Source organism: Halorientalis persicus (genome assembly GCF_900110215.1).
Lineage (GTDB): Archaea > Halobacteriota > Halobacteria > Halobacteriales > Haloarculaceae > Halorientalis > Halorientalis persica.
This window is the reverse complement of the sequence record NZ_FOCX01000027.1, coordinates 14,461-41,050: the sequence shown is the minus strand read 5'-3', so window position 1 is coordinate 41,050 and position 26,590 is coordinate 14,461. Positions and strand designations below refer to the sequence as shown.

General features: G+C 64.8%; 32 protein-coding genes, 1 tRNA gene and 1 pseudogene. 14 read left to right on the top strand and 20 right to left on the bottom strand.

Features of this window, described 5'->3' with window-relative positions:
* Window positions 1-269, bottom strand: a pseudogene (locus tag BMX17_RS20145) (IS5 family transposase); the annotation flags it as partial.
* Between the two features lie 200 nt (window positions 270-469).
* On the opposite strand from BMX17_RS20145, the gene BMX17_RS20140 reads away from it, so the two are divergent.
* The 7 genes from BMX17_RS20140 (at window position 470) to BMX17_RS20110 (ending at window position 4,610) form a co-directional block, all read left to right on the top strand.
* Window positions 470-766, top strand: coding sequence for a DUF5785 family protein (locus BMX17_RS20140; RefSeq protein WP_092663491.1), 297 nt, complete (start codon window positions 470-472; stop codon window positions 764-766).
* A gap of 98 nt (window positions 767-864) precedes the next feature.
* A complete protein-coding gene (locus BMX17_RS20135; RefSeq protein WP_092663489.1) occupies window positions 865-1,242 on the top strand; it encodes a DUF7344 domain-containing protein in 378 nt (125 codons plus the stop codon).
* A 63-nt stretch (window positions 1,243-1,305) separates the two neighbouring features.
* Complete coding sequence (locus BMX17_RS20130) at window positions 1,306-2,067, top strand: GTP cyclohydrolase III (RefSeq protein WP_092663487.1); 762 nt, start codon at window positions 1,306-1,308, stop codon at window positions 2,065-2,067.
* A 100-nt stretch (window positions 2,068-2,167) separates the two neighbouring features.
* Window positions 2,168-2,737 carry a CBS domain-containing protein gene (locus BMX17_RS20125; protein ID WP_092663485.1) on the top strand — a complete coding sequence of 190 codons (570 nt, stop codon included), beginning with the start codon at window positions 2,168-2,170 and terminating at the stop codon, window positions 2,735-2,737.
* Window positions 2,738-2,825: 88 nt separating this feature from the next.
* Entirely contained in the window at window positions 2,826-4,016 is a 1,191-nt protein-coding gene (locus tag BMX17_RS20120; protein WP_092663483.1) for a phosphoglycerate kinase, read from the top strand.
* Window positions 4,016-4,519 carry a GNAT family N-acetyltransferase gene (locus BMX17_RS20115; protein WP_092663481.1) on the top strand — a complete coding sequence of 168 codons (504 nt, stop codon included), beginning with the start codon at window positions 4,016-4,018 and terminating at the stop codon, window positions 4,517-4,519. Before BMX17_RS20120 ends, BMX17_RS20115 begins: the two co-directional genes overlap by 1 nt.
* 17 nt (window positions 4,520-4,536) lie before the next feature.
* Window positions 4,537-4,610, top strand: a tRNA-Thr gene (locus tag BMX17_RS20110).
* 123 nt (window positions 4,611-4,733) lie between these two features.
* Here BMX17_RS20110 and BMX17_RS20105 read toward each other — a convergent pair.
* The 7 genes from BMX17_RS20105 to BMX17_RS20075 all read right to left on the bottom strand — a co-directional run bounded on the left by BMX17_RS20105 (window position 4,734) and on the right by BMX17_RS20075 (window position 10,097).
* The gene (locus BMX17_RS20105; protein ID WP_092663479.1) at window positions 4,734-5,384 is read right to left on the bottom strand and encodes a hypothetical protein; all 651 of its coding nucleotides are present in this window, start codon (window positions 5,382-5,384) and stop codon (window positions 4,734-4,736) included.
* Window positions 5,385-5,459: 75 nt separating this feature from the next.
* Complete coding sequence (locus tag BMX17_RS20100) at window positions 5,460-6,260, bottom strand: hypothetical protein (protein ID WP_092663477.1); 801 nt, start codon at window positions 6,258-6,260, stop codon at window positions 5,460-5,462.
* 70 nt (window positions 6,261-6,330) lie between these two features.
* Entirely contained in the window at window positions 6,331-6,609 is a 279-nt protein-coding gene (locus tag BMX17_RS20095) for a helix-turn-helix domain-containing protein (protein ID WP_211611404.1), read from the bottom strand.
* Between the two features lie 138 nt (window positions 6,610-6,747).
* Window positions 6,748-7,473, bottom strand: coding sequence for a DUF7519 family protein (locus BMX17_RS20090; RefSeq protein WP_092663493.1), 726 nt, complete (start codon window positions 7,471-7,473; stop codon window positions 6,748-6,750).
* The gene (locus BMX17_RS20085) at window positions 7,473-8,750 is read right to left on the bottom strand and encodes a DUF58 domain-containing protein (RefSeq protein WP_092663475.1); all 1,278 of its coding nucleotides are present in this window, start codon (window positions 8,748-8,750) and stop codon (window positions 7,473-7,475) included. The genes BMX17_RS20090 and BMX17_RS20085 overlap by 1 nt, the downstream gene beginning before the upstream one ends.
* Window positions 8,747-9,370: a DUF7269 family protein gene (locus BMX17_RS20080; RefSeq protein WP_092663473.1), complete on the bottom strand. Its 624-nt coding sequence runs from the start codon at window positions 9,368-9,370 to the stop codon at window positions 8,747-8,749. The genes BMX17_RS20085 and BMX17_RS20080 overlap by 4 nt, the downstream gene beginning before the upstream one ends.
* On the bottom strand, window positions 9,363-10,097 hold the full coding sequence (locus tag BMX17_RS20075; RefSeq protein WP_092663471.1) for a DUF4129 domain-containing protein: 735 nt from the start codon (window positions 10,095-10,097) through the stop codon (window positions 9,363-9,365). The genes BMX17_RS20080 and BMX17_RS20075 overlap by 8 nt, the downstream gene beginning before the upstream one ends.
* Window positions 10,098-10,432: 335 nt before the next feature.
* On the opposite strand from BMX17_RS20075, the gene BMX17_RS20070 reads away from it, so the two are divergent.
* On the top strand, window positions 10,433-10,756 hold the full coding sequence (locus tag BMX17_RS20070; RefSeq protein ID WP_092663469.1) for a PadR family transcriptional regulator: 324 nt from the start codon (window positions 10,433-10,435) through the stop codon (window positions 10,754-10,756).
* A 113-nt stretch (window positions 10,757-10,869) separates the two neighbouring features.
* Here the strand turns inward: BMX17_RS20070 and BMX17_RS20065 are convergent, their stop codons facing one another.
* A complete protein-coding gene (locus BMX17_RS20065) occupies window positions 10,870-11,196 on the bottom strand; it encodes a DUF7521 family protein (protein ID WP_092663467.1) in 327 nt (108 codons plus the stop codon).
* A 174-nt stretch (window positions 11,197-11,370) separates the two neighbouring features.
* On the opposite strand from BMX17_RS20065, the gene BMX17_RS20060 reads away from it, so the two are divergent.
* The gene (locus tag BMX17_RS20060) at window positions 11,371-12,204 is read left to right on the top strand and encodes an extracellular solute-binding protein (RefSeq protein ID WP_092663465.1); all 834 of its coding nucleotides are present in this window, start codon (window positions 11,371-11,373) and stop codon (window positions 12,202-12,204) included.
* A 22-nt stretch (window positions 12,205-12,226) separates the two neighbouring features.
* On the opposite strand, the gene BMX17_RS20055 is transcribed toward BMX17_RS20060, so the two are convergent.
* Both BMX17_RS20055 and BMX17_RS20050 read right to left on the bottom strand, forming a co-directional pair.
* Window positions 12,227-13,252 (bottom strand): lysylphosphatidylglycerol synthase transmembrane domain-containing protein, encoded by a 1,026-nt coding sequence (locus tag BMX17_RS20055; RefSeq protein WP_092663463.1) that lies wholly within the window; start codon window positions 13,250-13,252, stop codon window positions 12,227-12,229.
* A 158-nt stretch (window positions 13,253-13,410) separates the two neighbouring features.
* Window positions 13,411-14,775, bottom strand: coding sequence for a sulfatase-like hydrolase/transferase (locus BMX17_RS20050; RefSeq protein WP_092663461.1), 1,365 nt, complete (start codon window positions 14,773-14,775; stop codon window positions 13,411-13,413).
* A gap of 99 nt (window positions 14,776-14,874) precedes the next feature.
* On the opposite strand from BMX17_RS20050, the gene BMX17_RS20045 reads away from it, so the two are divergent.
* Together BMX17_RS20045 and BMX17_RS20040 are read left to right on the top strand one after the other, a co-directional pair.
* Complete coding sequence (locus tag BMX17_RS20045; protein ID WP_092663459.1) at window positions 14,875-15,825, top strand: glycosyltransferase; 951 nt, start codon at window positions 14,875-14,877, stop codon at window positions 15,823-15,825.
* Between the two features lie 76 nt (window positions 15,826-15,901).
* Window positions 15,902-16,423 (top strand): HPP family protein, encoded by a 522-nt coding sequence (locus tag BMX17_RS20040; RefSeq protein ID WP_092663457.1) that lies wholly within the window; start codon window positions 15,902-15,904, stop codon window positions 16,421-16,423.
* Here BMX17_RS20040 and BMX17_RS20035 read toward each other — a convergent pair whose 3' ends face one another.
* A complete protein-coding gene (locus BMX17_RS20035) occupies window positions 16,424-16,732 on the bottom strand; it encodes a hypothetical protein (protein ID WP_092663455.1) in 309 nt (102 codons plus the stop codon).
* A 48-nt stretch (window positions 16,733-16,780) separates the two neighbouring features.
* On the opposite strand from BMX17_RS20035, the gene BMX17_RS26390 reads away from it, so the two are divergent.
* Both BMX17_RS26390 and BMX17_RS20030 read left to right on the top strand, forming a co-directional pair.
* Entirely contained in the window at window positions 16,781-16,927 is a 147-nt protein-coding gene (locus BMX17_RS26390; protein WP_170845496.1) for a DUF7560 family zinc ribbon protein, read from the top strand.
* 70 nt (window positions 16,928-16,997) lie between these two features.
* Window positions 16,998-17,276, top strand: a complete 279-nt coding sequence (locus BMX17_RS20030; protein ID WP_092663453.1) for a DUF7553 family protein — start codon at window positions 16,998-17,000, stop codon at window positions 17,274-17,276.
* Window positions 17,277-17,289: 13 nt separating this feature from the next.
* On the opposite strand, the gene BMX17_RS20025 is transcribed toward BMX17_RS20030, so the two are convergent.
* The 8 genes from BMX17_RS20025 to BMX17_RS19990 form a co-directional block, all read right to left on the bottom strand.
* The gene (locus tag BMX17_RS20025; RefSeq protein WP_092663451.1) at window positions 17,290-18,852 is read right to left on the bottom strand and encodes a long-chain-fatty-acid--CoA ligase; all 1,563 of its coding nucleotides are present in this window, start codon (window positions 18,850-18,852) and stop codon (window positions 17,290-17,292) included.
* Window positions 18,853-18,995: 143 nt separating this feature from the next.
* Window positions 18,996-19,748: an ABC transporter ATP-binding protein gene (locus BMX17_RS20020; protein ID WP_092663449.1), complete on the bottom strand. Its 753-nt coding sequence runs from the start codon at window positions 19,746-19,748 to the stop codon at window positions 18,996-18,998.
* Entirely contained in the window at window positions 19,745-20,545 is an 801-nt protein-coding gene (locus BMX17_RS20015; RefSeq protein ID WP_092663447.1) for an ABC transporter ATP-binding protein, read from the bottom strand. Before BMX17_RS20015 ends, BMX17_RS20020 begins: the two co-directional genes overlap by 4 nt.
* Complete coding sequence (locus tag BMX17_RS20010) at window positions 20,542-21,741, bottom strand: branched-chain amino acid ABC transporter permease (RefSeq protein WP_092663445.1); 1,200 nt, start codon at window positions 21,739-21,741, stop codon at window positions 20,542-20,544. Before BMX17_RS20010 ends, BMX17_RS20015 begins: the two co-directional genes overlap by 4 nt.
* A 4-nt stretch (window positions 21,742-21,745) precedes the next feature.
* Complete coding sequence (locus BMX17_RS20005) at window positions 21,746-22,615, bottom strand: branched-chain amino acid ABC transporter permease (RefSeq protein WP_092663443.1); 870 nt, start codon at window positions 22,613-22,615, stop codon at window positions 21,746-21,748.
* Window positions 22,616-22,648: 33 nt separating this feature from the next.
* On the bottom strand, window positions 22,649-24,025 hold the full coding sequence (locus BMX17_RS20000; protein WP_092663441.1) for an ABC transporter substrate-binding protein: 1,377 nt from the start codon (window positions 24,023-24,025) through the stop codon (window positions 22,649-22,651).
* Window positions 24,026-24,122: 97 nt separating this feature from the next.
* Window positions 24,123-24,914, bottom strand: a complete 792-nt coding sequence (locus BMX17_RS19995; protein ID WP_092663439.1) for an enoyl-CoA hydratase/isomerase family protein — start codon at window positions 24,912-24,914, stop codon at window positions 24,123-24,125.
* A 120-nt stretch (window positions 24,915-25,034) separates the two neighbouring features.
* A complete protein-coding gene (locus BMX17_RS19990) occupies window positions 25,035-25,802 on the bottom strand; it encodes an SDR family NAD(P)-dependent oxidoreductase (RefSeq protein ID WP_092663437.1) in 768 nt (255 codons plus the stop codon).
* Window positions 25,803-25,985: 183 nt separating this feature from the next.
* Between BMX17_RS19990 and BMX17_RS19985 the strand changes: the two genes are divergently transcribed.
* The gene (locus tag BMX17_RS19985) at window positions 25,986-26,540 is read left to right on the top strand and encodes a hypothetical protein (RefSeq protein WP_092663435.1); all 555 of its coding nucleotides are present in this window, start codon (window positions 25,986-25,988) and stop codon (window positions 26,538-26,540) included.
* Window positions 26,541-26,590 lie beyond the last annotated feature (50 nt).

Genomic DNA, 26,590 nt, shown 5'->3' with positions numbered 1-26,590 from the left:
ATTCTATCAAGCCACTTATTCAACGTCGATGGATGTGGGAGATCGTCGGGCTCAAGTCCAATAATCTCCAGAATTGGTCGCATCACCTCCAGCCGGTCGATGGTCATCTTGTAGGTCTCATCGAGGAAAATCCGTAGCCCGTGGAGGGAAATCATCGCGTACTCTGCGAAGCTGCCGCCGCCTTCCGGGGCGGCAGCTTCATCGGGATTGTCGCAATAACTTTTTGCCAGCGACACCATCTCCTCGGTGAAGCGGGTGGTGATGTTCATCCAAACTACCACTCACCCGCTTCAACTCCTTTGATTTACCGACCTACACCGACGCTGTCTAGTGATTCAATAGAGCCGACTACTTATACTCGGGATTGCGGTGTTCGTGATCCGCCGGTAGCCCGCGGCGACCGGTTCGGCGTGTGCGGGGGCGAGCGCGGAGAGTAACGCTTTTGCGTGGTTCGGCCCGAGCGTGTGGTATGAGCGACTGGCCCCACGATCCCGACGGCGACGAGGGTAGCGAGGGACGCCGCAAGTACGGGCAGGCGATCCTCGCCAAGAAGATCGACGAGGACGAGGACTTCCCCCTCTCCCAGGAGGAGTTCGTCGAGGAGTTCGGCGACGAGCCCATCCGGATCGACTACGAGACGGTCGTCAGCGTGGCCGACATCTTCGAGAACGTCGACCAGGAGGAGTTCGAGGACTTCCCGCACTTCCACCGGGTCGTCGGACAGTCCATGCGCGATGCGGGGTACTGGCCCTACGAACTCGCTTGAGGGCCACCGACCGATTTTCCCCAGTCGAAACCCCTGGTCGAGCGGTGTGTCACCGCGACACATACTTGTGCGGGGGTGGCGTAGCTCTACGACGAGCCATGGCCACCCATACAGTGAACACGAGATCCAGCGGCGAGGGGGACCTGGAGCTACCGCCAGACGTGGTGGATAGCCTGCTCGCGTCGCCGGCGCGCCGACGGATACTCCGACAGCTCAGGAACGCGGGGGAGGCGATGCCCGTCGACGACCTGGCGGCCGCCGTCGCAGCGTCGGCGGCCCACGGCGAGGGGACAGACACGGCCGCAGGCGAGGGAGAGGCGGTACCGACCGACCGCCAGCGAGCGCGGGCAGACATCTATCAGCGACACCTGCCGCGGCTGACCGAGACAGGAGTCGTCACGTTCGATTCTCGGCTCGGGACCGTCGAGTACACGGGCGGCCCGCGACTGACCGAACGGCTCGACGAGGAGCCCTGAAGCCGCGGAGATAACTGTCGGAACCAAAGACAAATAGCGGGTCGGGGCCAAGCCATCGTCACTGTGACGAACACGCAGGTGACCCACGTCCAGATCGACAACTACGGCCCCTGGACGGTTACTCCGGAGCCGCGACGCGAGGTCGACCTGCAGACGCTCCAATCCCGGCTGTATGCCGACCTCTCACAGTTGTTCGGGAACCGGAACGGCTACGTCTTCTTCTCCAGGTTCGACAATATGATCGCGGTGACCAACGGGCTCGACGTGGACGACCACGCGATGATTCAGGAATCGGTCGGCAATCGCTACCCCGTGACGATGAGCATGGCCGTCGCGACGGGCACGACGCCGGCCAAAGCACTGGGTGACGCCACGAGCGAACTCCAGGACGCCGGGAGCGCCCAGGACGAACACCGTCGGGAGATTCTGCGAGGCCGGACCATCGACGAGGAGTTCCGGACCGAGGCGGACGTGCAGATCGCCCACTTCGACGTGAACGACGCGACGGGTAAGTACACGGACGAGCTCAACGAGTTCGACACGTTCATCCACATCGAACAGGGCTACGCCGAGTTGATGCGGTATATGCGCCAGGCGCACGGCTCGCTGTCATTTTTCGTCGGCGGTGACAACGTCATCGCGGTCTGTCCGGACCTCGACGCCGACGACTATCGTGACGCTATCGACCACGTCCACGAGGCCGTCGACGTTGACCTCAAAGTGGGCGTCGGTCGCGGACGGACGGCCCAGAACGCTGGGATGGCCGCGAAACACGCCCTGGAGGAGTGCCGCGCGACCGGCGCGGACGTGGAACTGGACTTCTGAGCCCCGTCGCAGGAATCGCCGAAGGACTCGGAGGTAGGACACGAGCGGTATTAAGCGTGGTGCAGGTAGCTTTTAGACACCGTGTGTGATAGTGTATGACATGAACGGCAACGTGACGGTCGGACAGGTGATGCGACGGGACTACGTCGGCGCGAGCGAGGGTGACGGGCTCGCGGAGACGGCCGCGCTGATGCTCGAAGAGGACGTCGAGACGGTCGTCGTGTTGCGCGGGACCGACCCCATCGGGATGGTCACCCAGCGTGACGTGCTGGAGACGGCGGTCGAGCGGGGCGACCTCGACTCGGTGACCGTCGCGGACGTGATGCAGAACAATGCGCCGACGGTCGGCCCCGGTGAGTCGCTGGCGGCGGCGACCGACCGGATGTCCGGAACGGATTCGCGCCACCTCCTCGTGATGGAGGGTGACGAACTGGCTGGTGTGATCACCGAACACGACGTGGTAACGGCCTCGACGCTCGATCCCGGGATCGAGAGCGAGCGGGTGGAGACGGAACGGGCTACGGTCGAGGCGGTGACGGCGACGGCCGAGGGCGCGGCGACGGACGAAGAGTACTCGAACCAGGGGATCTGTGAGCTGTGTGGGTCGCTGAGCCGCGATCTCTCGACGTTCAACGGCCAGCTCGTCTGTAGCGACTGCAAGAACGTCTAGCGCTCTCGCCGACGGACGAACCGTCACGTCCCCATTCGGCCGACCCCACAACAAAACACATATCCTCCACCGAGCGGGAGAGGGGAGCATGGGGATACCGACGCTTGACGACCTCGCCGTCGACGGCACGACGGTGGGGGTGCGCGTTGACATCAACAGCCCGTTGGACGAGGACGGACGTCTCGCCGACGACGCCCGGCTGCACGCGCACGTCGGCACGCTGCAGGAACTGCTCGACCGTGGCGGGAAACTCGCCGTCCTCGCCCACCAGGGCCGGCCCGGTGGCGACGAGTTCGCCACGCTCGAAGACCACGCCGACCGCCTCGGCGAACTGCTCGACCACCCGATAACCTACTGCGACGCCACCTTCTCGACGGACGCTCGCGACGCCATCGCGGCCCTCGATTCGGGCGAGGCGGTCCTGCTGGAGAACACGCGCTTCTACAGCGAGGAGTATATGGAGTTCCCGCCCGCGGAGGCCGCCGAGACGTTCCTCGTCGACCGGCTGACCCCGGTCGTCGACGCGTTCGTCAACGACGCGTTCGCGGCCGCACACCGCTCACAGCCCTCCATCGTCGGCCTGCCGATGCGGGTCGACAGCTACGCCGGCCGGGTCATGGAACGGGAACTCGACGTGCTCAGCAACATCGAGGACACGCCGCGGCCGCGCGTGTACGCGCTCGGCGGCGCGAAGATCGCCGACGCCTTCGACGTGGCCGAGAGCGTCCTCGAACGCGGACTGGCCGACGAGATCCTCACCAGCGGGATGACCGGGAACGCCTTCCTCGCGGCAAGCGGCGTCGATATCGGCGAGCCGTCGATGGACGCCATCACCGACCGCGACGCCACGGCCGTCGAGCAGGCCGAGGCGCTCCTTTCCGAGTACGGCGAGAAGATCCACGTCCCCGAGGACGTGGCCGTCGAGCGCGACGGCGAACGCGTCGAAGTCGGCATCGACGAGTTACCCGTCGACGCGCCGGCGCTGGACGTGGGATCGGACACTGCGGCCGCCTACGCGGACGTGTTCGAGACTGCCGGGACGGCCATCCTGAACGGTCCACCGGGCGTGTTCGAAGAGGAGCGGTTCGCCCACGGGACCCGCGAGATATTCGGCGCGGCGGCCAACGCCGAGTACAGCATCGTCGGCGGCGGCGACACGGCGGCCTCACTGCGTCAGCTGGGAATCGAGGGCTTCGATCACGTCAGTACCGGCGGGGGCGCGGCCCTCCGGTTGCTCACCGGCGATGAACTGCCGGCGGTCGAGGTGCTGCGCGAGTAGTGAACGTCGAACGCCCGGACACGGACGCGGCCGACGCCATCGCCGACCTCTGGGTCGACCTCGCCGAGGAACAGCGCGATGTCGGCTCGCACCTCCGGGCGGCCGAGAACCGCGACACCATCGGCGAGAACGTCCGCCGGGCCATCGTCGCCGACGGCCTCTACGTCGCCGTCGCCGAACCCGACGACGAGTTCGACGCCGAGCCGGGGGCCGTGCTGGGATTCGTCATGTTCAGCGCGGGGAGTGAACTGCTTGCGACGACGTCGACACGGGGAACCATCGAGAACCTGTACGTCCGCCCCGAGTACCGCGACCGGGGAATCGGCGGGGAGTTGATCGGGGTCGCGGAGGAGAAACTGGCGGTGCGCGGAGTCGACGCGGTGAAGTTGGAGGTGCTGGCGGCCAACGAGGCGGCGCGTCGGTTCTACCGGCGACAGGGCTACGATCCGCATCGAGTGCAACTGGAGAAGTCGGTGGAAAGCGATAATCACTCAAAGGGGTAGGCGCTACCTGGAGGTGTGCCAGGGGAGCTTGGGCGGTCCAAGCACCCGACTTGTAATCGGGAGTTCGTGGGTTCAAATCCCACCCCTGGCTCTTTTGTCCGAGTCTCACGAGGACAAAGAGTCTCGGGTGGGATTTGAACGAGGGGAGTCGTGGTTCGATATCCCGCTTCTGGCGCTGTCCTGGAGTGACGCGGGACGAACGGGCGGGTGCGTTCTAGTCGCTGGACTCGACGACACCGATATCGAGCGATTCGTCGCACGTGAAGGTCGCACCGACGAGAGTGTCGTCGTACGCCGCCGAATTGACGGTCACGAGCCCTCTCGTCGCGGATTCGGGGATGAGCCGCTCTTCCCAGTAGCCGACCGTGTCGCCGCCCTCGATCCGTCCCGCTTCTGGGAGGTCGTGTGAGGTGGGGGCGTACCAGTTTCCGGTGGATCCAGCGGTCTCGTGCGATTTCATGAGCCAGAAACGGTTCAGTGGAACTGGGTGGTCAGCGGGGTTGTGGAGCCGAATGCGGAACACCATGAACACCTGATCGCTCTCGTTGGGGACGGCGACGCTGGCGTCGTCGGGGTCCTCGTCGACGGTCGCCTGCACCCGGCCATTGACCGTCGCCTCGAGCACCACGCCCGCATCGTCGGGGGCGAAATCGCGGAACGTTATCGGCTTCGCCGCAACCCGGTCGGTACCGTTCTCGACGGTGCAGGTCGAACTGCGGGCGGGCTGTTCGGTCGAGGCGTCGGTGCTGACCCGTGGCGGCGTCGCACCGTTGCTGTCGGGTGTATCGGGTTCCGGTTCGTCGGCGTTCAGACACCCGACCGTGGCGAGGGCACCGACCGCTGCGAGGTACTGACGACGGTTCACGGCTCGCGAGAGTCGACGGTTCGACTAAAATACAGCCGTCCTGACAGATCGTCCTGTCACGTTCGTTCGTCGAGTTCAGGTCCGCCGCGTCCGGTTCGCCACCACGGATTCGTGGGTCACGTCGGCCGGATCGGAGTAGCTGCGGCCGTTGTACTCCCAGGAGAACGAGTCAGCGAGCAGGACGGACTCTGACTCGGGGGCGTCGTAGAGGCGGGTGCGGTTGACCGAGGCGTTCTCGTCGACGACGAAGGTGACGTGGGCGGCCTTGCCGGGCGCGAACTCATCGACGGAGACCGCGCCGTAGCAGGTGGCGTTGGCCGAGCGGTTGGTGTACTCGCCGACTCGCACCTCCTGAGTCTCGTTGGAGACGACGGCGGTGCCGAAGTTGGTCACCCCGAGCGCCGAGCGTTCGACACAGCCCGGGAATCGGGCGTTGAGATCGAAGTTCCGGAGCGTCCGCTGGTCCGGATTGGCGAGTTCGAGTTCGTAGGCGGTGTAGTTGCCCACGCTGAGGTTGTACCGCTCCTGCAGTTCCCGGTCGGGGACTTCCAGCTCGTGGACCTCGACGTCGGGAGCGGGTCTGTCGACGATCCCGCTCTGGACGTGGAAGTCGTACATCACGGGGCCGATGGCGGGGCTGAGACTGGCGAATACGACGCCACCGATCAGTCCGCCGATGATGGCAGTCTCGACCTTGTCGGCGAGTTCGAAGGTCCAGCCGTCACCGCCGATCCGGTCACAGACGCGACGGACGGTACTGCCGCCGAGGGTTCGCCGGAAGGCCCGCGCGAGTGCGAGCGTCACCGGGAGCGCGACCAGCACCGCGAGGACGCTGATACCGACGCCGAGGACCAGTCGCAGGAGGGGCTCGATCATGTCCGTTCGGCGATAACCCCGAGGCTCTTATGAACTCCTTTCTTTCGGATACCGGCCGAGTAGTTGCGAGTCAGTCGTCGGCTTCGAGCGCCTCGACTGCGAGATCGCCACGGAGGTATCGCCGGCCGCGGTCGGTCAACTGGTAGAGGGCGCGGGCCTCGTCGGCGTACTCGACGAGTCGTTCGTCCGTGAGCTGGAGGAGATGCTCGCGGACGGTCTGTCGTTTCCAGTCGGTGTTGGCCGCGATCACGCCCGGAGTGAGGACGAGCTCCCGCTCGTTCCCGTTCCGGAGCAACTCCAGCACGTCGCGGTCGACGGGCGTCATCCAGGAAGCCAGGGGCGGCTGCATCGTCGTGTCGTAATGACGGGCTACTTAAAATTCATTCTCATTTCACAGTCACCTCGCGAGATACGACGCCGGGGAGCGTGAGCAACACCCACATCCTGCCAACTCCGTCGTGAGATATGTACCTCCCCGGACTGCGGGCTACTCCTCGCGACCTGATAACCAAGCAGTATCTCCGAGAAACACCACGAACAACAATATCAGAACTGCACTCAAGAACAACGCGAGCGCTGCAATCGGAACAGCGGGCAACGTGATCCGACTTCCCGCGGCTGCGACACTGCCTGCTGTCAGTCCGACGCCCAGACTCCCACTGAAGTGCATACCTGTCACCGAGTACGTCCGCGCACTCCGCCCGACATCTTCCCCGAGCGTAATTGCGTACCTAGCCATATCCCAGGTGACGATAGTTAGCCCAACACCCAGCAGTATCTGCAGGCTGCTCGGCGTCGAAATCCACGCCAGGAAGACGAGACTACAACTAAATAGCCCAACCCCAATCCCGTTGAAACCACGCGCCCACGACTGCTTAAGTGGAAGCACACTGAGTGTCACGAACGCCATCGCGAGCACGCCCCCGAGAAGTACGATTCGCTCGAACAACCTGCCCGGAACCACTAGACTCAATCCCAGTGAGAGACAGATCAAGCCACTGCCAGCGACGACGGACACGCCGCCAACGACATGATGACCCCGGCGACGAACCAGTCCACTCCCTAACAACAGGAGCGCACCAACAGCTTCTATTCCAGCAATCGACACCTGGAGCGGCTGACTCGCCAGCACACCAGTTACACACGCCGCCGCGACTACAGCGAGCACGCTCCCCGCGTACGCCGGTTGTTTCGCGAGAGCCGACTCACCCATCAGGCTCTCCCTCCGTGGGCCCGCACTGGCCACACCAGTGGGTCTTCCGGCGACCAGTCCGCAACCGGAACTCCCTGCTTCCGTAGTACTTGGACGCGGTTCGCTCGCTCCACCCGAACGAATTCCGCACCCACCGTCCGGTCAGTTGTCACGTCCGGGCTAATCACCGTCACGGCGTGTCCACGCGCGGCTAACTGCTGTGCTGCTGTCTCCCCGAACGCATCGAGGAGCGGCGAGAACACTATCACCTCGAGTGCCCCCTGCGTCTGCCCCAGCAACTGCTGGATGTCCAGGCCTGCGGATGTCGTTGTGTCGTCGACCGGGGTTGGCTGCTCGTACTCGTGGGCGCGTAGAAGCTGGTCGATGTGAGCGTACTGCTGTTGGCTTGCGCGTGGCGCGCGCCAGTCGAAATCAGTCCCAAAGATCGCGACGCCAACTTGCTCGTGTTGCTGTTCGAGCGCTGCGAGAACTTTCTGGGCAGCGGCGACACAGTACGCAACTGCATGTGGGTCTGTCCCCGCTGCTGCTCGAACTGCTTCCGGGCGGGCGTCGAGACACAATACGACGGCGGTCCGCTGTTCTTCCCGGAACTCGACTGTCGTCAGATCACCAGTTCGAGCGTACCGCTTCCAGTCGATTCGATTCACCGGGTCACCCCGCTGGTACGCGCGCATCTGCTGGAATTCCAGCCCCGTTCCACTCGCATCCGCAGGCGTCTGTCCAGAATACTGTCGCGCCTCCTGGCGCAGCCGGAACTCCCGAAGGTCGACCGAACAGTCCAGTTTCTCACGCACAGTCGTCTGCTTGCCAGCCGCTACCTCCGTCTCGACCCGCGTCCCCCCGCTAATATCGTGAGCGATCACCGTTGCTGGCGTGAACCGGTGACTGCCGTGCTTCGCTGCGACCGTATACCGGAACGTCGTCGACGCTCCCGGTCGTAGCGTGGCCGTATGCCGTGGCGTCCCGTCGACGACCGTCAACAGCGCCGGAACGCCATCGATGATTCGAAGATCGGGAAGCAACCGCTGGCCGGTGTTCGTGATGGTGACGGTGACCGTTACGTTGTCACCGTGGTTGGGTGTTGCATCTGTAACCGTTCGGGAGAGCGCGACGTCGACGGGTGGTGGGCTGACGAACAGCGGGTAGCCAGCGTACGCGACACCAAGGATCGAGGCGAGAAACACTGCCGGGGACCTGAGGTACAGGCCAGCCGTCGTGGTGAAGAGGGCGAATCCGAAGGCGGTCCGCCAGCGGTGGGTCCGCTCAACCGACGTCATGTGGCGTCCTCCTGCGTGCCAGTGTGGGATTGTTCGTAGGCGACGATCTCGTGAATTGTCTCGCGAGCGCCGTGCCGGAAGGCGAGACCGTCGGAAAGTCGCCTGTAGAACCGGATCGACCGCGGCGGTGGCGTTTCGCCGAGGAACCACGCGGCGGCTGCGTTCTGCGTCCAGTCTCCACGGTCGACGCGGGCGCTCGCCTCGTCTCTCGTGTCGGCTGTGTGCCGGTGAATCATGGTGATGGCCGCAGTCCGGAGTCGGTCATGGATTTCGTCTTGCTCGCTGGCCGTGGCGCGAGCGCCGGCCAGCGGGTGCCTGGTCAGTGGCTCGATGTCTGTTCCTGCGTACGGGATGTCGGGTGTTGCCTCCGGCTCGTAGGCGTCCGTATCGTCGTCTGCGGGCTCGAAGTACAGGGGGAAGAGGAGTGGCACAGCGAGCATGGCGACTATGAGAAAGCCCGTGATGACCAAGCGGTCAGCGCGGGGATGCTGGAGGGGACCGAGGAGTGCAGGGTTGATGGCGGCGGCCAGGATGACGAGGGCCGCTGTGAGGGCAAGGAGTCCTCCGAGGAGGGTGCCCCAGCCGCGAATGCTTGTTCGCGAGAGCGGGAGGTTACTCATCGGTGGCTTCCTGATGGGTTTCGAGGGCCGACAGCGCGGTCTGCACGCGGTCGCGGTGGGAAGCTGTTTCGGTGGTTGGGCCGTACTGGATGGCGCGGAACGTTGCGGTGATCGTTTCGACGAGGTCGGCGGGTAAGCCGTGGGAGATCGCGATGGCTTGCCATTCGGTTGGTGTTCGCGAGGCCGGTTCGTCGACGGTGTCGTCGACGTGGCGAATCATCCTGACCCACGCTTCCTGTACGGAGTCTGCGTCCGAGTCTGGGGTCGGCGGCCACGAGTTGCGCTGGCCGTCAGTGTCCGTGGATGGTGAGGTTGTATTGGATGTGTCGTCCGGCGACTGGCGGACGCGCAGGGCAAGGTGGTGGCGGTACTGATAGAGGAGGCCGAGGATAACGAGGAGGCCGATGCTTGTGATGATGGTGAGACGGTACTGGTAGATGGTCTGGAGGATGACGAATACGAAGTTGAGGATGGAGCTGCCGGAGGCCTGACCGGAGGGACGTTCGAGTGAGATGCCGAAAGCCGAGAGCACGGCGTTGATGAGGCGGTAAAGGAGCGCGAGTAAGGAGAAGTCGGAGCCGGAGCCGGATGTTGGCGGAGTGGGTGCGGCGGTCGTCGAAATCGAGGGTTTGAGGGTTGCTGCGACGACGCCCAGAAGCACGACGCTGAGGCTGAGAGCAAGGGCTGACAGCAAGCGGTCGTGGAGGCCGGTGAGTCGTCGTTTCATGGGGACCAACGCAGTATGGAGTGGGGACTATCCCGAGAGTGGAGGGGTGTGAGTCATGGCTAGCTTTTGGACAGGATTGTCAATACGCTTCCATTTGAAGGATTCGAAACAGCCGAGCCAGCGATTTGACACAGGTGGGGTGTATCGACGGTCGTTGTGGTAACAATTAAGTGTATTACCAACAGGGCTGTTGATACAGGCGGTTAGTCGCCGCGTGACGGACCCGGGCGGTCCGCAACCGAGTTCGACGAGCGAACGACACGGTGCTCGACGGGGCCGACCCTGTGTGGGTGGGCGAACGGTTGCGGTATCGACGGTGGGCCGAGTGATCTCAGATGACCGAATCCAAATCTAGTACCACGGCCGAGGTAACGTACGCGGACCTGAGTGCGTTTCAGCGCGACGTGCTCATCGTCCTGCGACGACTGGAGTCGAGCGACGAGGACAGTTACGGGCTGGCTATCAAACGCCGGCTCGAAGACCGATACGACGACGACGTGAACCACGGCCGGCTCTACCCGAACCTCGACGAACTGGTCGACTTCGGGCTCGTCGAACGCGGCGAGATCGACAAGCGGACGAACCGGTACACGCTGACCGCCGACGGCCTGTCGCTCCTGCAGACCCACGCCGACGCCCTGAACGGACTGCTGGACTGACAGTCGGTTTCCACGGCGGTCCGGTGCCCAGAGACACACTTCGAGATGCCTCGATTTCGGGGTTCGCGGGCCGCTCACACGCTCGATGCCGCTCCTTCCAGTCCCGTCTTCCGTCAGTCGTCGCCCGGCTGATGACCCGACCGGCGGTCGCGCGACGGGGCCGGGGATTTCGTGTACAGCGAGTACGTGAGGACACCGAACCCGATAGCAGTGAACACGCTCTGGAGCGTCGCGCTCGTCTTCAGTGGCAGTCCCAGTAGCTGGTGGAGGGCACCGCCGAGGATCGCACCCGAAGTGAGGAGCCCGATACCGACGGTCAGCGCCCGGAGAGCCGGCGATCCAGTCCGTCGATAGGCCCGTAGCGACAGCAATGTGAGTATCCCGCCGAACAGCAACGTCACCGCCTTCGCGGCGGTCAGGAGGGTCATGCTCCCGTACATACTGCTCACTGCGATCCGATCCCGAATATAAACGGGCGGGTGTTTCCAGGCTCCGGGAACGCGGTGCGCTGGCGGCGTTCGGGGACATACTTATGCCGCGTCCGAAACGATATTCAACCACGAAGTAGAGCTAGCGTGACCGATCGCAGTTACTATCTCCCAACACAGAAGCCGATGAATCTGACACGTCGGAATCTCCTCGCGGGGCTCGGTGGCACGGCCGTCGCGGGTGGACTCGGCGCGGCGGTGTACGGTGTGGTGACTGACTCCGCGGACGAGCGGCCGTCGGCGCTCGTCGCGGGGAGTCTGTTGAGTGTCGCCTCGCAGGTACCCGGTGCGACGGTCGAGGCCCACGGGAGCGTCGCCGTGCGGCAGTTGATCCGGGACGGACTCCGAGATCCGGACGCGGTCGCACTGGCCGACCCGCGACTGTTCGAGGGGATCGCGACGACGGTGACGGCCTTCGCGACGAACGCGCTCGTGGTGGCGTACAACCCCGAATCCGGGCACGCGGACGCTATCCGCGACGACTGGACGAGCGCCGTCCAGCGGTCGACCGTCGCCGTCGGGCGGACCGATCCGGCTGTCGACCCGCTGGGCTACCGGACGGTGATGGCGCTCGATCTGGCCGCGCGGGACGACCTGCTCGACGCCGACCGAGCGCTGGGCAACGCTCGCATCCTGCCCGAGACGGATCTGGCGAACGTCCTCGAACGGGGTGACCTCGACGCGGCCTTCGTCTACCGCAACATGGCCGTCGAGCGCGACCTCCCCTACGTCACCCTGTCCGACCGGATCGACTTCTCCTCACCTGATCGGGCCGACAGTTACGCCCGGGCCGCTTACGACCTCGACGACCGGACGGTCCGAGGGCAACCGATCCGGTACGCCGCGACGGCGCTCACCGACGCCGGCCAGCAGTGGGTCGACCGACTCACCGACGGTCACGAGCGGTTGCGCACCGCGGGCTTTGGCGTGCCCGAGTCCTATCCGGAGGCGCTCGGATGAGAGTGTGCAGAATGACGAACCGCTACTCGGCCCCGTCCGGCGTCGGGCTGCTCCGCAGCGTCAGCATGGACACGTACCCGACGAGCAACCCCGGCCAGTAAGTCGTGAGGCGGAAGAGGACGGCGGCCGTCACTGCCGTCGCCAGCTCGACCGGGAAAAACAGCGTCACCAGCGCCGAGAACGCGACCTCGTACGTCCCCGACCCGCCGGGGGTCGGCGACAGCGTCGCGATGACCGAGAGGTTCACGATGAGGTACAGCGGAACGAAATCGGGCTCGATACCGATCGACAGGAAGACGAAGTACAGCGAGACGATCTGTGCGACGATCGCGAGGTGTGAGACGCCGGCGGTCGTCAGCAGGAATCCGGGGTCGCTGCCAGCCTCCTGGAAGGCCTCCTCGATCCGGTCGACTCGCTCTTGCAGCGATCGGACGAGGGATTCGGCGCGGTCGAACCGGCCCCCGACGGCGGTCAGGAGTCGGTTCACGGCGGTCCCGAGCGCGCTGTTGTCGGACCACAGCAGGTACGCGACCAGCCCGCCGACGAGGACGATCAAGACCGAGAGAATCGCGATGTCGACGAGCAACCCCTCTAGCGACCCGAACACGGCGAGATACAGGAGTCCGCCGAGCGTGAAGGTGAAAAACGGCGTGGCGTTCAGGATGTCGGCCGAGATCACACACGCCAGTGAGGTCTCGTAGTCGGTGTCGGTGTTGTCCGAGACGATGTAGGCCATGATCGGTTCGCCGCCGAACTGCCCGAGCGGGGTGATCGAGTTCAGGAAGTGGCCCGTCAGGAACATCCGGACGGTTCGTGAGAGCGTCGTCTCGATCGCCATCCGTCGGAAGTACCGGTGCCAGACGAGCGCCCAGACCAGCAGCGACGAGAACCCAACGGCGATGGCGATCGCGAAGAAGGTGGGATCGGCACGGCCGATCGACGACAGGAACTCACCGAGGTCCGCCAGATAGAGCAGTCCCGCAAACAACACCCCGGTGACGCCGAACCAGGCCGCGCCCTTCCAGCCGATGCTTATCGGAAGTCGCATCGACGCCCCCCGTGGGTCTTCACCCACGATTCCGGTTCGGCCGTGACGCGCACCCGTCCCGACGCCTGCCGGATCGGAGTCCGGTGACTATCGGGCCGACACTCGCGTCGTCGCGATCCGGTCGACTGTGTAGGTCCGTGCATCTCTCGTCGTCTCGGTTACTTGTAGCCCAGTTCTTCGAGCCGCTGTTCGACTTCCTCGACCATCTCGTGATCGTGATCGGCGTCCCCGCCCGCGGTCTCGGCCGATCCGACCCCGTCGACTGCCGCTTTGAGGTCGTCGGGAACCTCGATTTCCGTGTCGGTTGCGAGATCGGAGGCCTCGTATCGTGCCTCGCCGTCCTCGCCGACCGACTTGACGACTTTCCGCCCGTCGCGTTTGGCGTACCTGAGCTTCCGGTAGTACTCGTCCCAGCGATCCCGTGGGATGTACCCGGTGAAGTTCTCGGGGTACTCGATGCCGCCTTTCACCGTCTCACTGAAAACATCCTCGGGACGGTCCGCGATGCCGGCGTAGTATGGCACCAGTTCGTGGAGCTTCCGGAGTTCGATCGGCTGGTCCTCGCTGCCGGGATCGAGGTCCGGGTGATCGACCAGCAACACCGTGTTCACGACCGGTTCGGAGACGGTGAACTGGTGGCCGAACTGCTCGCCGTCTTCGCCCAGCGCCTGCCCGTGGTCCGACACCACGACCACGACGGTGTCGTCGTCGAGGTCGTTGGCTTCCAGCGCGTCGACGACCCGCCCCACGAGGTCGTCCGTGTAGTCCACGGAGGCGTCGTAGACCTTCCGGAGTTCGCCGAAGTCGATGTCGTCTTTCGTGAACATATCCTTCTGCCGGTGTGGGATCTTCGACTCGTCGGTCACCCCGTGGCGGTCCTTGTAGGACGTCGGGGGATGGTACGGCTCGTGTGGCTCCATCAGGTTGACGTAGAGGAAGAAGTCCTCCCCGTCCTCGCCCCGGTCGTCGAGGTACCCCTCGACCGCTTCCACCGTCTCCTCGGACTTGTTAGAGTCGTCGACGCCGAACAACCGGAAGATCCGGTCGAGCTGGCGGCCCAGCACGCGACGCGTGCCGTCGCCGAGTGTGTTGAACAGTTTCGTCCCGAGTTTCGAGAGCGTGACGCTCAGCTGGTTGTCGGCCTTCCCGAGGAAGTTCTCGACGTGGTGGAAATCGTCGGTCATGCCCTTGTGTGGCGTGATCCAGACGTTCGGGGTGATTGCCGCGGTCGAGTACCCTGCGCTGTCGAACTCCGTGACGAACGTGTCCCGGCCGTCGAAGTAACTTCTGGCGTGGGTCGTGCCGTGGTCCCAGGGGTACTCGCCGGTGAACATCGACGCGTGCGACGGGAGCGTCCACGGGGCCTGCGTGACGGCGTCCTCGAACACGACGCCCGAGTCCGCGAGCTCCTGCAGGTGGCCCGTGAAGTCGACGTCCTCGTTGTAGACGGAGGTCCGATCCTTCCGCAGTGAGTCCAGAACGAGGAACACGACGTTCTTTCGTCCCGTAGCAACGTCTTCCATGGCGGATGCCACATCGGGGGCGTATTAGTAACTGTGACTTCGATCGATGCCGGATCGGAGACCACATCCGATTTATTCGGCAGGGGTCTTGAGTCGGGTATGACCGAGAAAGTCGCAATCGTCTACTGGTGTGACGGCGCGGGGCACGCGGCCAGGAGTATCCCGGTCGCGAACGAACTCCAGTCCCGCGGCGTCGAGGTCGCGATGGCCGGCGGCGGCAAGGGCAAGAAGTTCGTCGAGATCAACGGCTACGACCACCCCGATCTCACCACGGTGACGGTCGAAGGGAGTACGCCCCTGGAGTTTCTGGAACACACCGCCTTCGATCTGATCCCCTCGGCGGCCCGGCGGATGCGGGAGGTCTACCAGTGGCTGAAGGAAGAAGACCCCGACAAACTGGTGACCGACGACGTGTTCGCCGGCCTGGCGGCGGCGAAACTGGGCATCGAGTTCTACCGGATCGACCACCTGACCGAGGACCTGCTGGACCCGGTCTGGCGAGGTCCTTTGAAGATCTACAACGAGATCTCGCTGCAGTTCGCCGAGGGGATCATCGTCACGTCGCTGTGGGCCGACGAACCCGACCCCGAGGGGATCACCCGGGTCGGCCCGCTCGCTCAGGACGGCGAGGTCGAGGAAGAGGTCGAACCCTTCGACGTGCTGATCAACCCCGGCACGCACGGGGAGAACTTCGACGAGATTCGGGAGCGACTGGAGGCCGACGGGCTGGACGTCCGGTCGGTCACCGACGACGACTGGGACATCACGCCGGCGATGACGCCCTACACCGGAGCCGCGGACGTCGTCGTCTGTACCGGCTTCTCCTCGATCGCGGACACGGTCGTCGCGGGCACGCCCTGCGTGATCTACCCCTTCCTGCCCTTCCAGGAGGCCCTCGCGGAGGAGGCAGAGCGAAAGAACATCGACGGCATCGCACACGCCACCGACGTTACGGAGGTCGTCGAGAGCGTCCGACGGTTCCGTGACTCCGAGGAGTCCCCCGAGTACGAGAACGGTGCGCCGGCGTTCGCCGACATCGTACTTGACTAGTAAACCGACCGACCGCCCAGTTTTCGCCGATTCGGTTCGTCAGTGATAAACCCGTGACCGGGCCAGTGGGCGACGGATGCGAGAGTCGTCGTTCGGCTGGGCCGCGTTCGCGCGTGCACGCCCACTCGTCGATGCCGGCTACGCCGGCGTCTTGCTCGTCGTGACCGGAACGCTAGCGTGGGTGACCGGCGAGGCCTTCGTCTTCCCGAGCCTCGGCCCCACGGCGTACCTGCTCGCGACGGTCCACACGGAGATCCAGACGGGCCGGCGCGTGATCGGTGGCCACCTGATCGGCATCGTCGCCGGCCTGATCGCCTACCACACCATCGCCAGCGGGCTGGCGATCGTCCCGGCCGAGCCCGCCTACTCCGCGGGGCAGTTCCGGCTCATCACGAGCGCCGTGGTCTCGGTCGTCCTGACGACGGCGGGGATGCGCGCGACCGGCACCGAACACGCGCCGGCCTGCGCGACGACGCTGATCGTCTCGCTCGGCCTGCTCTCGACGCTCGAAGACGCCGCCTTCATCGCCGTCTCCGTCACGCTGCTGTACCTCGTCCACCTCGGCGGCAAGCGGTTGGTCGACGCCGTGATGGGGTAGCTACCAGGCGTCCGCTTCGGTCGTGCCCTCCTCGTTGCCGTCCTCTTGGATGAGCGTGCCGCCGTAGGGGCGGAAGTCGAGTTCGTAGACGCTGGCCACGTCCTCCAGGACGTCCTCGCGGCGGGCGATGGTCTCGGTGTCGTAGCCGACCGCCTCGACGGCCGCCTCCAGTTCGTCGCCGTCGACCGCCCCCGACGCGAACGCGTCGGCTTGCGGTTCGGCCCGGCCGCCGGTAGCTTCCCGATCAAAAATTCGCGGTGGTTTAAAGGGCCGGTGACAGTGGCCGGCCCCCGACCCCTCCTTCCCCACAGCATTGTGGCCCGCGTTTTAGTCCCGCAGTCGTCGAAGCGAGTGGCGATGACCGACATCGTGTTCGAGTGCCCACACTGCGGGGAGCGGACGGTCGTCGACGAACCCGTCCGGCGGCTCCTCGTCGCCAACGGCTGTGTCGTCTGTGGCGAGGCGATCACGCGCGAAGCGTTCCGCCGGGGGACCGTCCCCTGAGACGCGGTCGGCGGGCACGCGATACTCTCGGTGAGAGCCGCTTTTGGGGCTGCGGACACGACCCGAACATATGACACGGGAGCACCTCGAAGCCGCCAACCGGGCGCTGCTGGACGCCATCGAGACCCCGCCGGAGACCGGGCTGGAGGACGAACTGGACGACCTCGCCGACCAGTTGTGGTACCTCGCGACCGAGAAGGAGCGGATGCCCGATCAGGGCCGGCTCGAACGCGTCCAGTACCGGCTGACCGTCCTGCGCGAACGGGTCCACGGCCGCCGGGACGAACTCGTGGCGTCGGCTATCGAGCACGTCAGTGCCAGCCGACAGCGGGAGAAACCGCGGGCGTGACCGCGGCGGCGTCTCAGTCCTCGTCGCGCTCGCGGAGTTCGAACTTCTGGACCTTGCCGGTCGTGGTGCGGGGGAGTTCCTCGACGAACTCGACCTCGCGGGGGTGTTTGTACTCGGCCATGTGCTCCAGGCAGTACTCCTTGATCTCCTCGGGGGTCACGTCGGCGTCGGGCCTGGGCACGACGAAGGCCTTGACCGTCTCGCCGCGGCGTTCGTCCGGGATGCCGACGACCGCGGCGTCGGCCACGTCCTCGTGCTCGAAGAGGAGTTCCTCGACCTCGCGCGGGTAGACGTTGTACCCGCCCGTGACGATCATGTGTTTCTCGCGGTCGATGACGTAGAAGTAGTCGTCCTCGTCCCAGTAGCCCAGGTCCTCGGTGTGGAACCACGTCTTGCCGTCGACCTCGGTGAACGCCTCCTCGTTCGCGCCGGGGCGGTCGTGGTAGCCCTTCATGACGTTCGGGCCGGAGACGACGACCTCACCGACGATCTCGTCGAGGTCGACTTCTTCCTCGTCGATCGGGCCTTCCTCGACGCGGGGCATCTCCTCGAAGTCCTCGTTCACGATCTTGGCGTCGACGCCGGGGATCGGCTGACCGATCGAGCCCTTCCGGCGCGCGCCGGGCCGGTTGGCGTGCGTGATCGGGCTGGTCTCGGTCAGGCCGTAGCCCTCGTACAGTTCGACGCCGAAGATCTCCTCGAAGCGGTTGATGACCTCGACCGGACAGCTGCTGCCGCCGGAGTTGACGAAGCGCAGGCTGGAGAAGTCGTAGTCGCCCGCATTGGGGTGGTTGATGATGTCGTTGTACATCGCGGGCACCCCGTGCATGATGGTCAGCTCCTCGGACTGGATCAGCCCCATCGCCGTCTCGGCGTCCCACTCGGGCAGCGGGTAGTAGGTCGACCCGTTGTAGAGCCCGGCGTTCATCACGACGGTCATGCCGTAGATGTGGAACAGGGGAAGGACGCCGAGCAGTTTGTCCTCGGGGCCGTAGTCCTCTTCCATCACGTCGCCGGCGTGCCGGCTCATCCACCCGAGGTTGCGGTGGGTCAGGATGACGCCTTTCGGCGTGCCCGTCGTCCCGCTGGTGTAGGGCTGGGCGGCAACGTCCTCGTCGTCGCGCTCGACGGTCTCCATCGGCTCGTCGGCGAGGAAGGCGTCGAATTCGGTCGCGCCCTCGGCGTCACCGCCGACGCTGACGATCTGCTCGACGTTCGTATCGTCCTGGACTTCCCGGACGAACGGGACCAGATCGGCCAGCGCGACGACGGCTTTGGCCTCGCTGTCTTCCAGCATGTGGCTGATCTCGCGGGCCTTGTACTGGGGGTTCATCGGCACGACGGCCCCGCCGGCCCGGAGGACACCGTAGTAGGAGGTGACGAACTGTGGGAGGTTCGGCAGGTAGACGCCCACGCGGTCGCCGGGCTCGACACCCGCGTCACGCAGTGCGGCCGCGAGTTGTCCGGTCCGGTGCCAGAACCCCTCGTAGGAAATCTCGGTATCCCGGAACGAGATCGCGGTCTGGGCGGGGTGTTCTGCGACCGTCTCGGCTACGTCGTTTACGAGGTTTGTCATCAGTCGACACCAACGGCTGACGTGATTAAAATAGTTGTCTTATCCTCCACCATCGTTTCGCCATATAGTGTCAATACCTAACAACGGTACCGAGTGGGGCGGTGGAGCTTACAACGGAAGCGGCGTCGCGGGCAAGGGAGGGTCTATCCGCCGAGGTAGGACTCGCGGATGTAGTCGTCGTCGCGGAGTTCCTCGGGCGAGCCCTGGCGGACGACCTCGCCGTTTTCGAGCAGGTTGATCCGGTCGGCGTGGTTCATCGCGAAGGTGACGTTCTGCTCACAGAGCAGGATAGTGACGCCTTCCTCCTGGATGCGGTCGATGCCCTCGCTGATGTCGTCGAGGATGACCGGCGCGAGCCCGAGCGTCGGTTCGTCCAGCACCAGCAGTTCGGGGTCGCTCATCAGCGCGCGGCCGATGGCGAGCATCTGCTGTTCCCCGCCGGACATCGTGTGTGCGTGCTGGTCCTTGCGCTCTTCGAGCGTCGGGAACAGGTCGTAGACGAACTCCAGGCGTTCCTCGTAGTCGCCACGGACGTACGTACCCAGGTCGAGGTTGTCCTCGACGGACATGAACCCGAACAGGTCCCGCTTCTCGGTACACTGGATGAGCCCGCGCTCGACGAGTGTCTCGGGGTCGTTCTCGCTGACCTCGTCACCCTGGTAGGAGATCGATCCATCGTAGGGCAGGAATCCGGAGATGGAGTTTGCCAGCGTCGATTTGCCCGCGCCGTTGGGGCCGATAACTGAAATCAACTCACCCGTCCCGATCTCCAGATCGACGCCGTTGAGCGCCTGCACCTTCCCGTAGGAGACGTGCACGTCGCCGATGGAGAGGATCGAGTCGCCGCCGGTTTGGGAGCCGACTGCCGCCTCGGGACTCCCGGCGTCGGAACTCATTCGAGACCACCTCCGAGATAGGCCTCCTGAACCTCGGGATTGTCGGTGATTTCGTCGGGCGAGCCCTCCGCGAGCAGTGACCCAAAGTTGATCACGATGGCGCGGTCGATCAGTTGCAAGAGTCCGCGCATATTGTGGTCGACGACGACGAGCGTCATGCCTTCGTCGCGCAGTTCGAGCAGGAGATCGGAGACGCTCTCGACCTCCGGCCCGGAGAGGCCCGCGAAGGGCTCGTCGACCAGCAGGAGGTCGGGGTCGGTGCCGAGTGCCCGGCCGAGTTCCAGCCGGAGCATCCCGGCGTGGGGGAGTTCTGCGGGCGTCTGGTAGAGCCGGTCACCGAGCCCGACGCGCTCGCAGATCGCTCGCGCTTCGTCGTGGAACTCGCCCAGCAGGCCGTCCATCGTGACGAGCTTGTCGTCCATCATCGAGAGCGCGACGTTTTTCAGGACGCTGCGGTCTTCGAGTGGCGCGAACGACTGGAAGGTCCGTGCCATCCCGCGTTTGACCATCTCGTGTGGCGGCGTGCCGGTCACCTCTTCGCCCTTGTACCAGACGGTGCCGTCGGTCGGGGGGTACGTGCCCGTCACGCAGTTGAACGTCGTCGACTTGCCCGCGCCGTTGGGGCCGATAAAGCCCAGAATCTCCTCTTCCTGCACCGCGAAGGAGAGGTCGTCGACGGCCACGAGGCCGCCGAACTCCTTGCGCAGGCTTTCGACGGCGAGGATGCCGTCGTCGGGCCCGACCTCGTTGTCGGTCGTCGCGGACGCCGCCTCGTCTGCCCTCGTGTCGGTACTCATTCGTCGTCACCTCCGAACATATTGTCGTAGTACTCCTGGTAGCGTTCCATTGTCTGTGCGACCGGGTTTGTGCCGGCGTCCTCGGGGGATTGGCCACCGTCGGCCGCCATGCCTTCGTCACCGCCGTCGCGGCCGGTCGCGCGCCGGCCCAGCGCGATGCCCCAGCGGAGGACGCCGCCGGGGAAGATGTTCAACAGGAAGAGCGTCACGATGGCGAACAGGAAGAAAGACATCGACGAGATGGACTTCCCGATCACCGGGACGGTGAACTCGACGAGGTTCAGGTAGTCGGGCAACATGGCGACGAAGAGGCCGCCGACCGCGGCTCCGACGATGGTTCCCATTCCGCCCAGCACGGCCGCGATGATGACCTCGACGTTGACGATGACCGACATCAGCTCCGAGGGCGTCGGCGAGCCGACCGGCGTGTGGACGTAGGCCGCGCCGGCGAGACCACCGATCGCACCGCTGAGGACGAACGCGAAGATCTTGAACTTCGCCTTGCTCAAGCCCGCGGCCGACACGGCGTCTTCGTCTTCGCGGATCGCAGTGAGGATCGACCCCGTGTTCGAGCGGGTGAGTGCCCACAGCAACGTGAAGATGGCGACGAACAGGCCGAGCGCGAGGAAGTAGTTGCTCACGAAGCCCAGGCCAACCAGGTTTTCGGGGTTACCGAGTCCCTGCTCGCCGCCGAAGATGTCGCTCATGAAGATGAACACCTGGAGCAGGATGAGCGGTGCGACCAGGGTCACCAGCGACAGGTACGGGCCCTCGATACGGAGGGCCGGCACACCGATCATGACCCCGGCGATGGCAGCCAGCAGGACACCACCGAGGACGGAGATCCAGGGCGAGAACCCGTGGCCCATGTTCAGCATCGCCGAGGTGTAGCCCCCGACGGCGAAAAACAGGCCGTGACCGAAGCTGATCTCGCCGGTGTAGCCGGAGACGGCGTCCCAGCTCATCGCGAACATGGCGAAGAACAGTGCGGCCGCCACGTTGTACAACCCGAGTTCCCACGAACTGGCCGGCAGGATCAGCACCACGAACTGCCCGACGACCGGGAGCGAGACCAGCAGCGGCAACGCGATGAGGAACGCCAGTCCGAGCACGCCGATCTTCTGTCGCAACGGTAATCCAAGCGGGTTCAGTTGCCCGAGCAGCAGACGTAGTCGAGAGGTTGATTTGTCACTCATTGTATCACTCCGTGAACTCCCGGCCGAAGAGCCCTTCTGGTTTCACGAGCAGTACGACCACGAGAACGACGAGGGGTGCCAGCCCCTGGAGGCTGGACGAGACGAGATTCGTCGTCGCGATCTCGAGGAAGCCGATCAGGTACGCACCGATGACGCTCCCGCGGATCGAGCCGATACCGCCGACGACGACGATGGAGAATGAAAGCACCAGTTGTGCCTGCCCCATGGCGAAGTCGGCAGTCAGCCAGGATCCCAGGAACAGGCCGGCGATGCCGGCGAACGCGCCCGCGATGATCCACGTGATCAGGTTGATGCGACTGCTCTTGATGCCGACAAGGGACGCCCCCTTGTGGCTCATACTGACCGCGAGGATGCCCTTGCCGGTCTTGGTGTAGTTGACGAACAGGAACAGTAGGCCGATGAGGAGCCACGAGACGACGAACATCGCGCCCAGCAGGTTCTGGAACGTGGAGCCGGCGATCGAGAACTGCCCCTGAATGAGCGGCGGGAGCGCCCGACTGGTCGTGCCCTCGAAGACCACGATGGCCTGTTCGATGACGACGCTCACTACGAGCGTGGTGATCATCACCATGATCGGTTCGTCTTCGAGTCGTTTCACCATCCCGAGGTACAGCACCCCGGCGAACAGGGCCGGGATCGTGACCGAGGCCAGAACCGCCCCTGGAACGCCGAGGCCGAACTGGCCGGCGTAGTACGCCGAGAACGCGCCCATCGTGATCGTGGCCCCGTGGGCGAGGTTCAGGACACCCCCGACACCGAAGATGAGGGTGAATCCGATGGCGATCAGCGCGTACAGGGCGCTGATCATCGCTGCCTGTACGATGATCGTGGATATGACTGATAGATTTACCATGTGTGAAATATGATCTGAGAAAACCTGTCGGCGTTACACCCAGGGTGGAGCCGTGTAGTCCGTCGTCGAGACGTAGCTCGGGTGGAGAACTTCCTGCGAGCCGCTGCCGTCAGTCTCCTGCCACTGCTGGAAGACGGGGTTGACACCCTCGTCCGGCCGGCTGTCGGCCGAGAAATTGTATTTGATGTCGTGTGCGTACTCGTGGTCCGGGCCGTAGTAGTCGAGGCTACCGGCGGTGCCGGTGTAGGAACTCTCTTCGAGTCCCGTGACGACTTCGTCTGCGTTGACCGTGCCGCGTTCGGTCGCGACGGTGGCCCACTGCATGATCGCGTCGAAGGTGATATAGCCGGTGTAGACCGGGTAGGCATCGTACGCTTCGTTGTAGGATTCGACGTACGGCATCGTCTTGTCCGTGAGGTCGCTCTGGGGCGTCGCGGTGTTCTGGGTGATCGTGTAGCGACAGGCCCCGTTGGTCATGCCGTAGTAGGCCGGCAACTGCGAGAGGACGTGGATCCCGCCGAACTCGAAGGGCCGCTGGTCCTCGGCCCACTGGACGATTGCGGGCGTCCCCGTGTGGGCCATCGCGACGAAGGCTGCGTCGGCACCGGATTCCTCGACGGAGTCGTAGACCGGACCGAAGTTCGAGGTCCCGGACGCGTACCGTTCTTCCATCACCACGTCGACATCCAGGTCACCGATGTGGTCGTCGATCGCTTTCTGAACCGGATTGGTCCACTCGTAATTCTCGACCAGCAGCGCCACCGACTCCCAGCCGAGGTCGCTGCTTTTCGCCTCGAGGAAGTCGACCATGTTCTGCCCCAGATGATACCCGTTGACCGGGCCGGTCCGGAAGTGGTACTTGTACTTCTCGTAGTTCTCGTTGACCTGATTGCTGGCCTTCGGGGACGCCGCACCGGTCGTCATATGGACCGTCTTTTGCTGTGCGATTGGGTCCATGAGCTGGAGCAAGACCTCGCTCGTGAACACACCCGTCGTCATGTGTGCGCCCTCGTCCAGCGTCAGTTCACGATAGCGCTGCCGCCCCGTCGACGGGCTCTCCTCTGTATTCTTGATCGAGGCGGTGACGTTGTCGGCTGCGCCGAGCAGTTCGTCGCTGTTGTTGATCTGCTGGGCGGCCAGCTCCGCCGAGTTGGCGATCGCAGCACCGATCGGGTTGTTCTCCGGTGCCGGGGCGAGTACGCCCAGCGTCACCTCGCTCGGAATCCCTTCGCTCGATTCCCCGGGGCCACCGCCGAGACAACCCGCGAACCCCGTCGCGGCCGCCCCCACACCGGCTGCCTGAATGAACCGCCGACGATTGAGTTTCGATTTATTTCCATTGTATTCATCCCCGATTTCTTTGCTACCATTGGCGCTTCCTGCACCGCTACTACTTCCATCGTTAACCATGGTGTCTGTCACCACATTGTAAACGAGGGTAATAAATGTTCGTGGCGTTTGTTGGCGGTACAACAGGAAATCCGAAGCTAATATAAAAGGCCTCGTATTACCGGCCTTCAAAATCAGGGTCCCGACCCTCCATAAACGCCGTGGCACCCTCCTCGTGGTCGTGCGTTTCGAAGACTTGCGCCTGGCCCGCGGCCTCGTTGGTCATGGCCTGATCGAGGTCGCTGTTGAGTCCCTGCCGGATGAGCCGCTTCGAGGTTTTCAGGGCGACCGTCGGACCGGTGGCGATCCGGTCGACGTACTCGGCGGCTTCGTCCTCGAACTCGTCCTCGTCGTAGACCTGGGTGAACAGACCGACGTCTTCGGCTTCCTCGGCGTCGAGCATCTCGCCGGTCAGGACGAGTTCCTGGGCCTTGTTCTGGCCGACGATCCGCGGCAGGAAATAGGAGGTCCCCGTGTCGACCGCGAGCCCGACCTGCCGGAACCCGAAGCTGATCCGGGAGTTCTCGCTGGCGACCTGTACGTCACAGGCGATGGCCAGGTTCGCACCCGCGCCGAAACAGGTGCCGTCGATCTTGGCGATCACCGGCAGTTCACACTCGTGCACCCGGGTGAGCGCCTCCGAGGTGTCGTTGATGTTCTGGACTTTCTCGTAGGGCTGGACTTCCCCGTGGAGGCCCTCGAGCATGGCGTTGATGTCACCACCAGCCGAGAACGAGCCGCCCGCGCCCGTGACGACCACACAGCGGGCGTCGGACTCGTCGACCCGATCCATGGCGTCGACGATCCCCTCGGCCACGTCACCGGTCAGCGCGTTGCGCATATCCGGTTCGTTCAGCGTCACTGTTGCGATACCGTCCTCGACGTCGAAAAGCACTGATTCGTCCGACATACTACGACCCCTGTCGGCCCACCCGTTCAAAAGATTACCGCATCGGCTACCAGTGGTTCACAGCTGGTGGGTTAGGGCTAACATTGTAATTTCAGGCCTGTTCGACCGTGACGGCCCCAGCTAGCGGCTCGTCCAGCCGCCGTCGACCGACAGCACCGAGCCGGTGACGTAGCTCGCGGCGTCGCTGGCCAGGAACACGGCCGGGCCGGCGATCTCCTCGGGCTCGGCGAACCGCTCCAGGGGCGTTCGGTCCAGCAGTGACTGGCGGATGTCCTCGTTTTCCATCGCCTCCTCGATGAGGTCGGTCGCGACGTAGCCCGGCGCGATGGCGTTGACCCGTACCTCGGGGGCCCAGTCCAGCGCCATGCTCTTGGTCAGCCCCACCAGTCCGTGCTTGGAGGCGACGTAGGGATGCTGGCGCGGGAGTCCGACCAGCCCGCCGACGCTGGCGACGTTGATGAGACTGCCACCACCGTCTGCCAGCTGGTTCGCGCTCGCCTGCGCACACGCGAAGGCCCCGCGGAGGTTCACGTCGACCGTGAAGTCGAATCCGTCTTCGAGGTCGACGCGCTCTGGCGGCCCGAGCGCCGGGTCCGGGTTGACGCCAGCGTTGTTGACGACCACGTCAACGCCGCCGAAGACGTCGACTGCCTCGTCGAACAGCGCCGAGACGCTGTCCTCGTCGGTCACGTCCACCGTCGCGGCGTGGGCCTCGCCGCCGGCCTCGCGGATGGTCGCCGCGACGGTCTCCACGTCCTCGGCCGTCCGGGACGCGGGGACGACCGACGCACCAGCGCCGGCCAGTCCTTCCGCGATGGCCCGCCCGATGCCGCGGCTCCCGCCCGTGACGACGGCGACACGTCCACTCAGGTCGAACTCGTCGTGCATACCCCGTCGTTCGCTACCGGCCCGAAAAGGGTTTGTGTCGTTATTCGTGAGACCCAACAGGTACACCGCCGCCGTTCCGGCACCCACAGGCGGCCATACTTGCTCGACGAGAGGGAAATACCAGCGAAATGGAAGATGCACGAAAGCCAGTCCTTTTTGCTGTCTTCCGTGAACGACGGACCGATGTCCCCGAACACGAACCGCAGACGCTTCATGCAGCTCGCCGGAACTGGAACGGCACTCTCGATCGCCGGGTGTAACGCCCTCCAGTCGGACGGGACACCGACCGACGGAACACCAACCGACGGGACGGCAACCGAGGACGGGTCCGACGGACAGGCCTCGGGGAGTGCGACGGTGACGCTCCAGCTTCAACTCGGACAGGAGGCCCAACAGCAACTGCAACAACAGCAGATCCAGATCCAGTCACAGGTACAGAGCGGTGATCTCAGCCAGTCGGAGGCCCAACAGCAGCTCCGAAGCACGCAGGAGGAACTGTACGGCGAGGGGATCTCGTCGTTCCAGTCCGAAATTCAGGGTGACTCGACCCTGACCGTCGAGGACTCCGTGGAATCGTTCGGCGTGTTGCTCGTCTCCGGCACGCCGGCGGCGCTGATCGACTCGCTCTCGATGGCGGCGGTCGGTTCGCTGTTCGCCGAGGCGACGTTCGAGCAGGCGCGGGCGCAGGCACAGGGGCAGGTGTCCCCCGGTGAAACGACCGGAACACCCGCCGAGTGAGGGCCACGGCTCGCGTCGATCGGTTGCGTGCCCCACTGGTTGGGCGGGGG